Annotated in this window: 13 protein-coding genes; 10 read left to right on the top strand and 3 right to left on the bottom strand. The window is 64.6% G+C overall.

Annotated elements, in window-relative coordinates; genetic code table 11:
- Positions 1–149: 149 nt before the first annotated feature.
- The 3 genes from G7020_RS11845 to dctM all read left to right on the top strand — a co-directional run bounded on the left by G7020_RS11845 (position 150) and on the right by dctM (position 3,304).
- The gene (locus G7020_RS11845; RefSeq protein WP_181084616.1) at positions 150–1,142 is read left to right on the top strand and encodes a TRAP transporter substrate-binding protein; all 993 of its coding nucleotides are present in this window, start codon (positions 150–152) and stop codon (positions 1,140–1,142) included.
- A gap of 252 nt (positions 1,143–1,394) precedes the next feature.
- Positions 1,395–2,024 (top strand): TRAP transporter small permease, encoded by a 630-nt coding sequence (locus G7020_RS11850; protein ID WP_181084618.1) that lies wholly within the window; start codon positions 1,395–1,397, stop codon positions 2,022–2,024.
- Positions 2,024–3,304: a C4-dicarboxylate TRAP transporter large permease protein DctM gene (dctM, locus tag G7020_RS11855; protein WP_181084620.1), complete on the top strand. Its 1,281-nt coding sequence runs from the start codon at positions 2,024–2,026 to the stop codon at positions 3,302–3,304. The genes G7020_RS11850 and dctM overlap by 1 nt, the downstream gene beginning before the upstream one ends.
- 61 nt (positions 3,305–3,365) lie before the next feature.
- Here dctM and G7020_RS11860 read toward each other — a convergent pair whose 3' ends face one another.
- Complete coding sequence (locus G7020_RS11860; RefSeq protein WP_181084622.1) at positions 3,366–3,974, bottom strand: 2OG-Fe(II) oxygenase; 609 nt, start codon at positions 3,972–3,974, stop codon at positions 3,366–3,368.
- A gap of 97 nt (positions 3,975–4,071) precedes the next feature.
- Between G7020_RS11860 and G7020_RS11865 the strand changes: the two genes are divergently transcribed.
- Positions 4,072–4,833 (top strand): hypothetical protein, encoded by a 762-nt coding sequence (locus tag G7020_RS11865; RefSeq protein WP_181084624.1) that lies wholly within the window; start codon positions 4,072–4,074, stop codon positions 4,831–4,833.
- Between the two features lie 110 nt (positions 4,834–4,943).
- Here the strand turns inward: G7020_RS11865 and G7020_RS11870 are convergent, their stop codons facing one another.
- Positions 4,944–5,882 carry an alpha/beta hydrolase gene (locus tag G7020_RS11870; RefSeq protein ID WP_181084625.1) on the bottom strand — a complete coding sequence of 313 codons (939 nt, stop codon included), beginning with the start codon at positions 5,880–5,882 and terminating at the stop codon, positions 4,944–4,946.
- 88 nt (positions 5,883–5,970) lie between these two features.
- Between G7020_RS11870 and G7020_RS11875 the strand changes: the two genes are divergently transcribed.
- The 6 genes from G7020_RS11875 to G7020_RS11900 all read left to right on the top strand — a co-directional run bounded on the left by G7020_RS11875 (position 5,971) and on the right by G7020_RS11900 (position 12,577).
- Complete coding sequence (locus G7020_RS11875) at positions 5,971–6,534, top strand: DUF6436 domain-containing protein (protein ID WP_181084627.1); 564 nt, start codon at positions 5,971–5,973, stop codon at positions 6,532–6,534.
- 154 nt (positions 6,535–6,688) lie between these two features.
- Positions 6,689–8,725 (top strand): TonB-dependent receptor plug domain-containing protein, encoded by a 2,037-nt coding sequence (locus G7020_RS11880; protein WP_181084629.1) that lies wholly within the window; start codon positions 6,689–6,691, stop codon positions 8,723–8,725.
- Between the two features lie 3 nt (positions 8,726–8,728).
- On the top strand, positions 8,729–9,724 hold the full coding sequence (locus tag G7020_RS11885; protein WP_181084631.1) for an ABC transporter substrate-binding protein: 996 nt from the start codon (positions 8,729–8,731) through the stop codon (positions 9,722–9,724).
- On the top strand, positions 9,721–10,512 hold the full coding sequence (locus G7020_RS11890; RefSeq protein ID WP_181084633.1) for an ABC transporter permease: 792 nt from the start codon (positions 9,721–9,723) through the stop codon (positions 10,510–10,512). The genes G7020_RS11885 and G7020_RS11890 overlap by 4 nt, the downstream gene beginning before the upstream one ends.
- Positions 10,509–11,330 (top strand): ABC transporter ATP-binding protein, encoded by an 822-nt coding sequence (locus G7020_RS11895; RefSeq protein WP_181084635.1) that lies wholly within the window; start codon positions 10,509–10,511, stop codon positions 11,328–11,330. The genes G7020_RS11890 and G7020_RS11895 overlap by 4 nt, the downstream gene beginning before the upstream one ends.
- Positions 11,324–12,577 (top strand): NnrS family protein, encoded by a 1,254-nt coding sequence (locus G7020_RS11900; RefSeq protein ID WP_181084637.1) that lies wholly within the window; start codon positions 11,324–11,326, stop codon positions 12,575–12,577. The genes G7020_RS11895 and G7020_RS11900 overlap by 7 nt, the downstream gene beginning before the upstream one ends.
- A gap of 341 nt (positions 12,578–12,918) precedes the next feature.
- On the opposite strand, the gene G7020_RS11905 is transcribed toward G7020_RS11900, so the two are convergent.
- The gene (locus G7020_RS11905) at positions 12,919–13,803 is read right to left on the bottom strand and encodes an ABC transporter permease subunit (protein ID WP_181084639.1); all 885 of its coding nucleotides are present in this window, start codon (positions 13,801–13,803) and stop codon (positions 12,919–12,921) included.
- Between the last annotated feature and the right edge of the window lie 71 nt (positions 13,804–13,874).

The raw sequence follows: 13,874 nt of genomic DNA on the forward strand, positions 1-13,874 counted from the left end.
TGCTTGCTCTTATCAACCCCATGAGTCGCAAGGCACGGTCGTCGTTGACGCAACGGCTTCTTCCAAGCGCCTGAACCTGCCTTGTCGACTACAGCCGAGCCGTCTCCTTCCATGGGGCGGCTCACTTTCACAACAAGAGGAAAACAACAATGTTCAAGTTGACTGCCACGGCGCTCGCCTGCGCTCTGTCCCTGGGTATTGCCGGTCTGGCGAACGCCAACCCGATCTCCATCAAGTTCTCCCACGTCGTTGCCGAGAACACGCCGAAAGGCCAGGGCGCACTGCTGTTCAAGAAGCTGGCCGAAGAGCGCCTGCCGGGCAAGGTCGAGGTTCAGGTCTACCCGAACTCCTCGCTGTTCGGTGACGGCAAGGAAATGGAAGCACTGCTGCTGGGCGACGTTCAGCTGATCGCCCCCTCGCTGGCCAAGTTCGAGCACTACTCCAAGGGAGTTCAGGTGTTCGACCTGCCCTTCCTGTTCAATGACATCGAGGCGGTAGACCGCTTCCAGAAAGGCGAAGCCGGCCAGAGCCTGCTGCGCTCCATGGAAGACAAGAACATTACCGGCCTGGGCTACTGGCACAACGGCATGAAGCAGCTGTCGGCCAACAAGAAGCTGGTCGAACCCAAGGACGCACGCGGCCTGAAGTTCCGCGTACAGGCTTCCGCCGTACTCGACGAGCAGTTCAAGGCCGTACGCGCCAACCCGCGCAAGATGAGCTTCGCCGAGGTTTACCAGGGCCTGCAGACCGGCGTGGTCAACGGTGCCGAGAACCCCTACTCGAACATCTACTCGCAGAAAATGCACGAAGTGCAGAAGTACATCACCGAGTCCAACCACGGCCTGCTGGACTACATGCTGATCACCAACACCAAGTTCTGGGACGGCCTGCCGGCTGATGTCCGCAGCGAACTGGAAAACATCGTGGTCGAGGTCACCGCCGAGGTGAACAAGCTGGCCGACGAGCTGAACAAGGCTGACAAGCAGCGCATCCTCGATGCCGGTACCACCGAAATCGTCAACCTGACTCCGGAGCAGCGTGAAATGTGGCGCGATGCCATGAAGCCTGTCTGGAAGAAGTTCGAAGGCGAAATCGGTGCCGACCTGATCCAGGCTGCCGAAGCTGCCAACAAGGCCGAGTAAGCCTTACAGGGAAGGCAGACAGAACCTGCCTTCCCTGCCCCTGGCATCGACAGATCAGTAAAAAGCGGAACATTCACGAAGGCCAGGCCCGACCCAGGTAGCGCCTGATGCGGCGCCCCGTGTCGGACTTCGCAAGTAATGGCTGGCGCTTTTTATTGCTCTGTCATACCGGTCGCCACGACCGGTTTACGGCGAACACTCAAGTCCGCTCACATCGGTACATACTGTCAATCCATACGGGAGATGTCATCCATGAACGCCCTGCGGCGCGTCTGGGACCACTTCGAGGAAGGTTTTATCGCCTTCTTGCTGGCCGCCATGACCCTGGTGACCTTCATCTACGTCATCCTCAACAACCTCTACACACTGTTCTACAACCTGGGCGACCGGTTCGAGGGCAGCGCCGACTTCTGGTTCGCTATCGGTGACTTCATCATCGGTCTGGCCCAGTCCATGACCTGGAGCACCGCGCTGACCAAGGCCCTGTTCGCCTGGCTGATTTTCACCGGCCTGTCCTATGGCGTGCGCACCGCCGGCCATATCGGCGTCGACGCGCTGGTCAAGCTTGCTCCGCGGCATATCCAGCGGCTCATCGGCATCATCGCCTGCCTGGTGTGCCTGGGTTATTCCGGGCTGCTGAGCGTAGCCAGCTTCGAATGGATCCAGGCCCTGTTCGTCGCCAATATCGGCGCCGAGGATCTGGGCCATATCGGCGTCAAGCAGTGGCATGTCGGCATGATCGTGCCCATCGGGTTCGCCATGATGTTCATCCGTTTCGTTGAAATATTCGTGCGCATCCTGCGTGGCCAGCAGACCGGCCTGGGGCTGGCTGACGAAGCCGCAGAAGCGGTCAAGCTGACCGAGCACGAGGAGCACAAGTAATGACCATCCTGTTCCTGTTCGTCGTTCTTTTCCTGCTGATGTTCATCGGCGTACCGATTGCCGTCTCCCTGGGTCTCGCCGGCTCGCTGACCATCATGATCTTCAGTGAAGACTCGGTGCGCTCGCTGGCGATCAAGCTGTTCGAAACTTCCGAGCACTACACGCTATTGGCGATTCCGTTCTTCCTGCTGGCGGGCGCCTTCATGACCACTGGCGGCGTGGCCCGTCGCCTGATCGACTTCGCCAACGCCTGCGTCGGCCATATCCGTGGCGGCCTGGCCATCGGCGCGGTACTGGCGTGTATGCTGTTTGCCGCACTGTCCGGCTCCTCACCGGCTACCGTGGCTGCGGTCGGCTCCATCGCCATCGCCGGCATGGTGCGTTCCGGTTACCCGCAGGCGTTCGGTGCCGGCATCGTGTGTAACGCCGGTACCCTGGGCATCCTGATTCCGCCGTCGGTGGTGATGGTGGTCTATGCCGCCGCTACCGAGCAATCGGTGGGCAAGCTGTTCATGGCCGGGGTGATTCCGGGCCTGATGCTCGGCTGCGCACTGATGGTGGCCATCTACATCATCGCGGTGAAGAAGAACCTGCCGGCGCTGCCGCGCGCCACCGTCCGCGAGTGGTTCTCCGCCGCGCGCAAGGCACTCTGGGGCCTGCTGCTGATGGTGATCATCCTCGGCGGCATCTATTCGGGCATGTTCACGCCCACCGAAGCCGCCGCCGTAGCTGCCGTGTATTCGGCCTTTATCGCGCTGTTCGTGTACAAGGACATGTCCATCCGCGAGTGCCCGAAGGTGATCCTGGAGTCGGGCAAGCTGAGCATCATGCTGATGTTCATCATCGCCAACGCCATGCTCTTCGCCCACGTGCTGACCACCGAGCAGATCCCGCAGGCGATCACCGCCTGGGTGATCGAGGCTGGCCTGCAACCCTGGATGTTCCTGCTGGTGGTGAACATCGTGCTGCTGGTGGCCGGGGCCTTCATGGAGCCTTCGGCGATCATCCTGATCCTGGCGCCGATTCTCTTCCCCATCGCCGTACAGCTGGGCATCGACCCCATCCATCTGGGCATCATCATGGTGGTGAACATGGAGATCGGCCTGATCACGCCGCCGGTGGGGCTGAACCTGTTCGTGGCCTCGGCGGTAACGGGCATGCCGGTCACCTCGGTAGTTCGTGCAGTCCTGCCGTGGCTGGCCTTGATGTTGAGCTTTCTGGTGGTCATCACCTACGTGCCGTGGATTTCCCTGGCACTGCCGAACTGGTTGGGCATGTAGCGACATCCACCTGCCCGCTTCCCTTTTGCCCGGCCTTGCGCCGGGCTTTTTTTCGCCCGTTTCAAAGCCCCAGGACATCCTCCGGGCGACGACGGAACCAGCCGGTAAGGGACAGACGCTCAGCTTCGGTGACCAGTACTTCATGGGGGAAATCACCCGACATGAACACCACCAGGTTGCCGGCCAACGGCGCGATATCCCGCTGCGAGCCATCGGCGAAATGCATGCGCAGCTCACCGGCATGGGCAGGCTGCCAGTCAGGATTGAGATAGAGCACGGCGGTGACGCAGCGACTGTCGTCATCGCGGAAGCGGTCCAGATGGGTCTGGTAAAAGGCGCCGGGCGGATAGAAGGCGAAATGGCATTCGAACTCCTCCAGCCCAAGGAAGAGTTCGCGGTTGAGCGTCTGGCGCAACTCGTCCATCAATTCGAGGTAGGCATCGCAGACTTCGGACTGCCCCGGCTCCAGCCACTGGATCTGGTCGCCCCGGATGCCTTCGCGCACCGCCTGCGCCTCACCACGCCCGACCCCGGCCGGTGCCAGCGCACCTTCGGCCTCGCGTCTGCGGCACTCGTCGGCCAGCTTGTGGGTCACAGCACTGGAAAGAAAGGAACTCTGCAGCGACCAGCCGCGTTCAGCCAGGTCATCGATGATGGTTGAGAACTGCAAGAAAGTGACTCCGAAGGGATACTGAAAGAGTCTAGCAGCGCCTCGACAAGCATGCTTCAGGCGCCGAAAATAAACCGCCCGCCAGACAGGAGCTTCCATGCGCGCCCTTATTGCCTGTGTATTACTCGCCTTCAGCCTGAACAGCCTGGCCGACAACTATGACGAGCTCTACGAAACTGCCGGCTGGACCGAGCAGCGGGGCAACTTCAGCGATGCCCTGATCGCCGCCCAGCAGCGCTACAAGAACAGCCTGCCACCGGCGGTCTACCAGGCGCTGGTAACCAACAGCAATAAACGCTTCGCCGCCGATGCCATCGACCGACGCGCCAAGCAGGCGCTGCGCCATTCTCTACAGGACCCGCAACCCGCCCTGGAGTTCTTCCAGTCGCCGCTGGGCCACAAGATCGTCGCTGCCGAAACCCTGGCCGCCCGCAAGGAACAGCTGGCCCGCTATGAAAACGGCCTGCCACGCATGGAAGCCGGCAGCAATCGGCAACTGCTGATTCGCCATCTGGCCCAGGCGCTGCCCGCCGCACAGGCCGGCGCGGAGGTCAGCCTGGCACTGGCCGGTGTCGCCGCGGACAGCCTCAGCCAGATGATTCCCGGCCTGCTCGGCGGCAATCAGGCCCAGGGGTTGCTGGACAGCCAGCGCGCGCGCCTGCAGCAGCAGATCGAGGCCGACCTGGACAACACCCTGCTGTATGTCTATCGCGGCCTGTCGGATGTGGAACTGGACGAATTCGTCACCTTCACCCAGTCATCCGCCGGCAGGGATTATTACCAGGCGGCGCTGGAAACCCTGCGCGCCGGACTGGCCGTTGGCCTCAGCGGCACGGATATCCAGGCGCAAGCCCGGTAGCCCGTAGGGCCGAACGAGTTATATCCAGGCGCAGCCGGGCAGCCGAACCTGTAGGGCCGAATTCATTCGGCCACACCACAAGGCCGAACGAGTTCGGCCCTACGAGACGCTCATTTCAGCCGTTCGCTGAGAAACTCGAAATACTGTCGGCGCAGCGCTTCGCTTTCGTTGACCAGGTGATGCCGCGCTTCGGGCAGGCGCAGGATTTCCGGGGCGGCGAACTTGTTTTCCAGCACCGGCAGGTTGTGCTGCCAATCGACGGTCATATCGGCTTCGCCCTGAACGATGATCGGGCTGTGGCTGCTCGGCGTGGCGCCTTCGATACGCGGTATCCAGCGCGACAGCGCACCGACCCAGGCCGTGGGCAGGATATCCGGTTGCAACGGGTCGCTGCGCTGGACGAAATCGAGAAAGGCCGGATCGCCGGAATTGTCGGAAAACGTCCGGGGAATCTGTTTGACGAACCGCCGCATCACTTCGTAACTCAGCCGCGACCAGCCCCAGGCACGCGGTCGCACCAGTGGCGCAAGCAGGATGCTGCGGCCCAGGTTAGGCTCCTGCGGCTGGCTCAGCAGATGTTCGAGAACAATCGCCGCCCCGGTACTCTGCCCCAGCAGGTGCCAGGGTCGCGGCAACTCCAGTTTCGCCGCCTCGCGCAGCAAGCCCTGCAGCACCGCCTGGTATTCATCGAATTCGTTGATGCTGGCGCGCGGCCCGCTGGACAATCCATGCCCCGGCAGATCGCAGGCCAGCACGGCAAAACCCATCTGCAACCCCCACTCCACCACATGCCGGTACAGGCCCATGTGATCGTAATAGCCATGCAGGATCAGCAGGCTCGCCACCGGCTGCGCGGGGCGCCAGAGCTGGGCCACCACCTCGTAGTCATGCACGCGAAAACGTCCCAGCCGGCGCTGCACATCACCCAGGCCGGGCATGTCCAGGCCGTAGTAGGACTGGTAGAACAGCGCGTCCGCGGTGAGGAAGGAGCCATCACCAAGGGGGCTCAGTTGGGCGCGCAGTGAGTCGGGATCGATTCGCGAAGGCATAGCGGGGTTCTGGCTCGGATTGCATGGAATATTCAGCTCTGCGGTGCAACATGGCAAGCTAGGCGGGCTTTTCCCGCCGAGCGCCAACATGCCCATACGCAGCAAATACCTTATCGTCAGCCTGGCCCTGTTGCTGGGAACCGGCGCCATGCTGTCCGCCTACCTGTGGTTCGAGGCGCGCTACCTGCGTACCTTCGACGGTGAGCGCAGTGAACTCTTCAATGGCGATGCGCTGCAGCTTCCCGCCGAGCTGCAAGAGCCGGGGCCGGTGCGCTTCGTGCATTTCTGGGACCCCGGCTGCCCGTGCAACGTCGGCAACCAGCAGCATCTGCAGGAGTTGCTGCAGCACTTCGCCGGCCAGCCGGTGGCATTCTTCGAGGTCCGCAAACCCGGCAGCAAGGGCCGTCTGCCCCAGCAACTGGCAGCGCTGCAACCCCTCTCCGGGCTGACAGGCTCCGAGCACCTGCCGGCCAGCCCGGCGGTCGGCATCTGGGATCGCAATGGCGAACTGGCCTATATCGGCCCTTACAGCGAAGGCGCGGTATGCAGCTCGGACAATAGTTTCGTCGAGCCCATTCTCGAAGCCCTGCTGGCCGGGCGCAAGGTCCGCGCCACCCATTCGCTGGCGGTGGCCTGTTTCTGCGACTGGTAGCGATAACAGGCCGTTGAAAACGACCTGATAACCGCGACGGAGCATGACATCGATCAAACTTGATCGCAATCAAATGATAACTATTTTCATCTAAAGGAAAATCGACCCCATCCACCGGCACCTCATCGCCGGCATCCATTCAGGGAGTCGCTCAATGATTTTCCGTCTTCACCCTCTGGCCCTGGCCTGTCTCGCCCTCGGCACCACCTCCGCCCTCGCCGCCCCGCTGGAGCTGCAGGAAACTGTGATCACGGCCAAGGGTTACCAGGCCGCGACCCAGGACATCCCACAAGCCATCGAAGTGCTGGAACCGAGCGCGACCCACGGCACCGAGCCCCTGGGCAGCCTGTTCCGTGGCAAGCCGGGCCTGGCCGTGCACAGCGATGGCGCCTGGGGCCAGAATCCGGTGCTGCGCGGCATGAAGAAGGAAAGCACCGTGCTGATGGTCGATGGCGTGCGCGTCAACTCGGCGCAGCCACAGGGTTCGCTGGCCTCCTTCCTCGACCTCGGCCTGCTGGAGCGCGCCGAGGTGGTCAAGGGACCAAGCTCGGTGCTCTACGGCAGCGGCGCCATGGGCGGCGTGGTCAACCTGATCACGCCCGAGGCGCGCTTTACCGAGCAGGCGCAACAGGGCGGGCGCTTCGGCCTGTCCGCCAGCAGTGTCGATGAAGGCTTCAACGGCGCCGTGCTGCTGCGCGATTCCAGCAGCGATCACGCACTGGTGCTGGGCGCCGCCGGACGCAAGGCCAACGATTACGACAGCCCCAGCGGCACCGAGCAGCGCACCGGCTACAGCTCCGACAGCCTGCTGCTCAAATACAAGCAACGCCTGAGCGACGACGTCAATGTCAGCCTCAACGTGCAGCGCCATACCGACCGCGACGTCTGGTATCCCGGATCGACGCGCCCCGCCCCCTCGGCGCTGATCGGCCAGACCACCATCCACTCGCCGGAGCAGCGCCGCGAGCTGTATCAGCTGGGGCTGGAGAACCGCCTCGGCGAAGGCACGCTGAACACCGAGGTCTACCGCCAGGAGGTCTACCGGGAAATCCGCGCCTACTCGTCGAACCTCGACCGCAACCAGGTGCGCAACGACGTCAGCTTCATCACCCACGGGCTGCGCACCTCCTATCTGGTGCCGGTCGGTTCGCATCTGCTCACCGTCGGCGGCGAAGGCTGGAAGATGACCGGCGATCCGGAGCGGCACATGCACAACAACCCGCCGCTGTTCAACAACGACCTGCGCAACGACCCCTTCAAGGATGGCGAAGTCAGCTCCTACGGTCTGTTCGTGCAGGACGAGTTCGAGCTGGGCCGCACTGCCATCGTCGCCGGCGCCCGCCTTGATCGCGTCAGTGGCGACGCCAAGCAGAAGGGCGCCACACAGACCAGTGGCCTCAGCAGCAGCGACAACAACCTGTCCTGGTCGCTGGGCGCCACCCATCCGCTGTCCGATGCCCTCAACCTCTACGCCAACGTCGGCCAGGCCTACCGCGCGCCCGACCTGCGCGAACGCTTCGAGGATGCCGCGCGCGGCGATGGCTACTACCACATCGGCAATCCCAAGCTGGATCCCGAACGCTCCACCAGTTTCGAGATCGGCCTCAAGGGCCACGGCAGCGACTTCGACTATCGCCTGGCGGCCTTCCATACCCGCATCGATGACTACATCGCGGGTCGGGTGACCAACGAGCCTCCGCAAAGCGGCCTGCCGGTCAAGCGCACCGGCAACCTCGACGAAGTGGTGATCTACGGCCTCGAAGGCGGCGCCAGCAAGGCCGTCGGCGCCTTCGTGGTGGACGGCAGCTTCACCTGGCTGCGCGGCAAGAACAAGCAGGACAACGAACCGCTGTACCAGATGCCCGCCCACGAGCTGACGCTGGGCATCGGCCAGCCCGCCGAGCGTGGTTTCTACTGGCATGCCCAGTTGCGCGCCGTGGCCGAGCAGGACCGTGTCGCCACGCGCTTCTCCAACGGCACCGAGGATGAAACCTCCGGCTTCGTCACCGCCGATGCCAGCCTCGGCTGGGGTTTTGGCAAGGTCGGCGTATTGCAGACGGTCAATCTTGACGCCAGGCTGAGCAACCTCTTCGACAAGGCGTACCATGAGCACCTCGCCGACGGCGTCAGCGGCAACGAACTGGAAGCGCCGGGCCGTGGCATCACCCTGGCATTGAGTGGGAGTTTCTAAATCATGCATATCGCCATCCGCCTGTTGCTGACCTTCCTGCTGCTCGTCAGCGGGCCGGTCATGGCGGAGAAACTGCCGCGCCTGGTGCTGGCCGGCCCCTCGTCCTCGGTGTCCAACCCGCTGATCCACATGGTCGAATCCGGCGCGCTGGACGATCTCGCCGACAAGGTCGAATTCGTCAGCTGGCGCGACCCGGACCAGTTGCGGCTGATGGCGCTCAATGGCCAGGCCGACGTGCTGGCCATGCCGGTCAACGTCGCCGCCAACCTCTACAACCGCGGCGCCAAACTGCGCCTGCTCAACGTCTCGACCTGGGGCCTGCTCTGGCTGGTGTCCCGCGATCTCGGCCTGACGCGCATGGCCGATCTGCGCGGCAAGGAAATCACCATGCCGTTTCGCGGCGACATGCCGGACATCCTCTTCGGCCTGCTGGCCGAGCGTGAAGGCCTGGACGTGCGCAAGGACCTGCGCCTGCGCTACGTCGCCACCCCCATCGACGCCATGCAGCTCTTGCTGATGCGCCGCACCGACCATGCGCTGCTGGCCGAGCCGGCCATCTCCATGGCGCTGCGCAAGGCCGATTCGGGACCGCTGAGCCTGGTCGCGCCACAGCTGCACCGCAGCATCGACCTGCAACAGGAATGGGGCCGGCTGCTGCAACGCGAGGCGCGCATTCCCCAGGCCGGCATCGCCCTGATGGCCAGCGTCAAGGACAACCCGGCCATCGCCACCCGCATCGCCAGCGCCTATGCCGAATCCCTGCAATGGTGCGGCGAACAGGCCCAGGCCTGCGGAGAAATGGTGGCCAGACACCTGACCATGCTCAGCGCCGAAGCCATCACCGACTCGCTGGGCGTGGCGCAGATGCAGGCCGTACCTGCCGTGCAGGCGCAGGCAGAGGTCGAGTTCTTCTTCGAGCAGTTGCTGCAGAAGAACCCGGCCCTGATCGGCGGCAAGCTGCCGCCAGAGGACTTCTATACCCCCGCGGCGACGCCATGAACCTGCTGCGCAGCTGGCTGCGAGGGCTGCCGGGCTATCTCTGGAGCGGCTGGGGCGCACTGTCCAGCCTGTTCCTGCTGCTCGCCCTGTGGGACGCCGGGGCGCTCTACTACGGATCACTGGTGCTGCCCTCGCCGCTGGAAACCTTCGCCCGTCTGCAACAGCTGATCGCCGAAGGCAGTGCCTGGCCGGAACTGCTGGCCACCGGACGCCGCGCCCTGCTCGGCTTCGTGCTGTCGGTGATCGTCGGCAGCGCGCTGGGCCTGGCTGCCGGCGTGTCGATGACCGCCTCGATGATGTCGCGCCCCCTGGTCACGGTGCTGATGGGCATGCCGCCGATCGCCTGGCTGGTGCTGGCGATGCTCTGGTTCGGCGCCAGCGACGGCACGCCGGTGTTCACCGTGTTCATCGCCAGCTTTCCGCTGATCTTCGTCGGCGCGCTGCAGGGCACCCGCACCCTGGACAACCAGCTCAAGGACATGGCCCGCGCCTTTCGCCTGCCACGGCGCATGCTGTTCTTCGATGTCTACCTGCCGCATGTGGTGTCCTACCTGTTCCCGGCGTGGATCACCGCGCTGGGCATGTCCTGGAAGGTGGTGGTGATGGCCGAGCTGCTGGCCACCCAGGACGGCGTCGGCGCCGCCCTGGCGGTATCCCGTTCTCACCTGGACACCAGCGCCACCATGGCCTGGATCATCGCCGTGGTGGGCCTGCTGCTGGCGGTGGAATACCTGCTGCTGGAGCCGATCAAGCGTGAAGTGGAACGCTGGCGCGAGGTGTCGGTATGACGCAACTGACCATCAGCGGTCTGGCCCATGCATTTGGCCGCGACGAAATTCTGCAGGGCATCGGTCTCGACCTGGCGGCGGGCGAAGTCGTCGCCCTGGTCGGCCCTTCCGGCTGCGGCAAGACCACGCTGCTGCACCTGTGCGCCGGCCTGCTCGATGTGCAGGAAGGTCGCATCGACAACAGCTTCCAGAACCCCGCCTGCATGTTCCAGCAACCGCGCCTGCTGCCGTGGAAAACCACCATCGACAATATCGCCCTGGGCCTCAAGGCTCATGGCATGCCGGGTGGCGAACGCCTGCGCCAGGCCGAAGCGCTGGCCTTGCGCCTGGGCCTGGCCCGTGGCGATCTGGGCAAGTTTCCGCACCAGTTGTCCGGCGGCATGCAGAGCCGGGTGTCGCTGGCCCGCGCGCTGGTGCTGCAACCGGACCTGCTGCTGCTCGACGAGCCCTTCGCCGCGCTGGATATCGGCTTGAAGGAAGAACTCTACGCGCTGCTGCTGGCCGAGCAGGCCGCCAGAGGCATGGGTGTGCTGATGATCACCCACGATCTGATGGAAGCCGTGCGCCTGGCCGACCGCATTCTGGTCATGGCCGCCGAACCGGGGCGCATCGTCAGTCATCTGGCGCTGCAACTGCCCGCGTTGCAGCGCAGCGATGCCTGGATCTACCAGCACACCGCCGAGCTGCTGCAGCTGCCCGCCGTGCGCCAGAGCTTCGGCCTGATCACGCGAGCGCAAGCGCCGGAGGCGCCGGCAACAGCGACCATTCACGAAATGGCCCCCGCCTCCACCTCCGCCAGAGTGCGCTCACGATGCTGACTCCTTCCGCCAATCGCCTCGCGGCCTGGCCGCTGCTGCTGTGCAGCTTCCGCCCGCTGTTTCTGGTGACCGCGCTGCTGGCGGTGCTGAGCATCGCCTTGTGGCTGGGTTTTCTCGGTTTCGGCCTGGCGCTGCCGGCGGTGCCGGGTGGGCCGCTGGTGTGGCACGCCCACGAACTGCTGTTCGGCTTCGGTCTGGCGGCGGTGGCCGGTTTCGTACTGACCGCCGTCCCGGAATTCACCGCCACCGCCGCCTTTGGCCGGCGCGTCGGGCTGGCCTTCGTGCTGCTGTGGCTATTGGCGCGCCTGAGCTTCTGGCTGTCCGGCCTGCTCGGCCCCTGGCCAGCGGCGCTGTGCAACGTCGCCTTCGCCCTGGCCCTGCCGGTATTGCTGACGCCACGCCTGCTGGGCGATCCGCTGCGACGCCAGTGGGGCTTTTTCGGCGGCCTGAGCGCGCTGGCGCTGGTGGTGATCGGCTTCCAGCTCGACGTGCTGCGCGGCCTCTACCCGATGCGCTGGCTGCATGCGGCGGTCGGCGTGATGATGGTGCTGATCGTGGTGGCCATGAGCCGTATCTCCATGCGCATCGTCAACGATGCCATCCAGGCCCGCCGCGATGCCGGCCACGAAGTGGATGAGGATTATCGTGCCCGCCCGCCCCGGCGCAACCTGGCGATCTTCTGCATCACCCTGTTCAGCCTCGGCGAATGGCTGGCCCTGCCCGGTGCGCTCAATGGCTGGCTGGCCTTGGCCGCCGCGGCAGCGGTGTTCAACCTGCTCAATGACTGGCATGTCGGGCGCGCCCTGCTGGAGCGCTGGTCGCTGATGCTCTACAGCGTCTACGGGCTGATGGCGCTGGGTTATGCGCTGCTCGGCATCGCGCAGCTGTCCGGGGATTTCGGCGCCAGCGCCGGGCGCCACCTGCTGACGCTGGGCGCGATGGGCATCTCGATTCTCGCGGTGCTGTGCATCGCCGGTCGTACCCACAGCGGCTATGCGCTGGATCAGCGGCGCTGGGTGCCGTTGGCGACCCTGGTGCTGGTGCTGGCGGCATTGCTGCGTGCCGCTGCCGGTATGCCCGGCATGCCAAGCACGGCGCTGAACCTGCTGGCCGGCCTCGGCTGGCTGATCGCCTTCGCCCTCGCCTGCCGCTATCTCGGGCCGATCTGGCTAAGCCCACGCCCGGATGGCGGGCAAGGGTGCGAGGAACCGCTGGAAAGCGAAGGCACAGGCGGCTGCAGGGTGTAGGAAGGGCGGGACGCCGAGTCCATGCCCGCGAAGGGCTGTTGTAGGTCGGATCACGCTTCACCGACCCGACGGGCGAGCGGCCAGGCGCGTTGAAGGCTGAGCGGTCAGGCATGGATGGCCGCATCACATCGTCGGATTACGCCTTCGGCTAATCCGACCTACAAAGGCCGGCTCTGCGCTGGTGTAGGTCGGGTCACGCTTCACCGACCCGACAGGCGAGCGGCCAGGCGCGTTGAAGGCTGAGCGGTCAGGCATGGAGGATCGCATCACACCGTCGGATCATCGGATTACCCCTTCGGCTAATCCGACCTACAACAGCCTTCACCTCAGATGCTTTCCGCTCAGCTATGCGCCGGTGGTGGCATCATCACTTTGCGTTCGGCACCCTGGTCGACATCCAGCTCCAGCGCCTGCTGCATCGCTCGCACGCGGCGCTTCTCCGCGCGCCGGGTGAGATACCAGGCGATAAAGGTGAACAGCGACACGGTGAGCAGGATCAGGCTGGCGACGGCGTTGATCTCCGGCTTCACGCCCAGGCGCACGGCGGAGAAGATTTCCATCGGCAACGTGGTCGAGCCCGGTCCGGAGACGAAGCTGGCCAGCACCAGGTCGTCCAGCGACAGGGCGAAGGACAGCATGCCACCAGCGGCCAGCGAGGGCGCGATCATCGGCATGGTGATCAGGAAGAACACCTTCCACGGGCGCGCACCGAGATCCATCGCGGCTTCCTCGATGGACAGGTCCAGCTCGCGCAGGCGCGCCATCACCACCACCGCCACGTAGGCCGAGCAAAAGGTGGTGTGGGCGATCCAGATGGTCACCAGCCCGCGCTGCGCCGGCCAGCCCACCAGCTGCGCCATGGCCACGAAGAGCAGCAGCAGAGACAGGCCGGTAATTACCTCGGGCATCACCAGCGGCGCCGTGACCAGCCCGCCGAACAGGGTGCGGCCACGGAATACCGGGATGCGCGTCAGCACGAAGGCAGCCATGGTGCCCAGCGCCACCGCGGCGATGGCGGTGTAGAAGGCCACTTCCAGCGAGCGCATCACCGCGCCCATCAGCTGCGTGTTGTCCAGCAGGCCGATATACCACTTCAGCGACCAGCCGCCCCACACCGTCACCAGCCGCGAAGCGTTGAACGAGTAGATGACCAGAATCACCATCGGCAGGTAGATGAACAGCAGCCCCAGCACCAGGATCAGATTGGAGAAGCTCCAGCGCTTCATAGCGTGCCCTCCAGCTGTTTGGCCATGCTTCTGGATGAAAAGACTGTTGAACAGGACGGGCCACCGCTCGG

This window comes from Stutzerimonas stutzeri (assembly GCF_013522825.1).
GTDB lineage: Bacteria > Pseudomonadota > Gammaproteobacteria > Pseudomonadales > Pseudomonadaceae > Stutzerimonas > Stutzerimonas stutzeri_AK.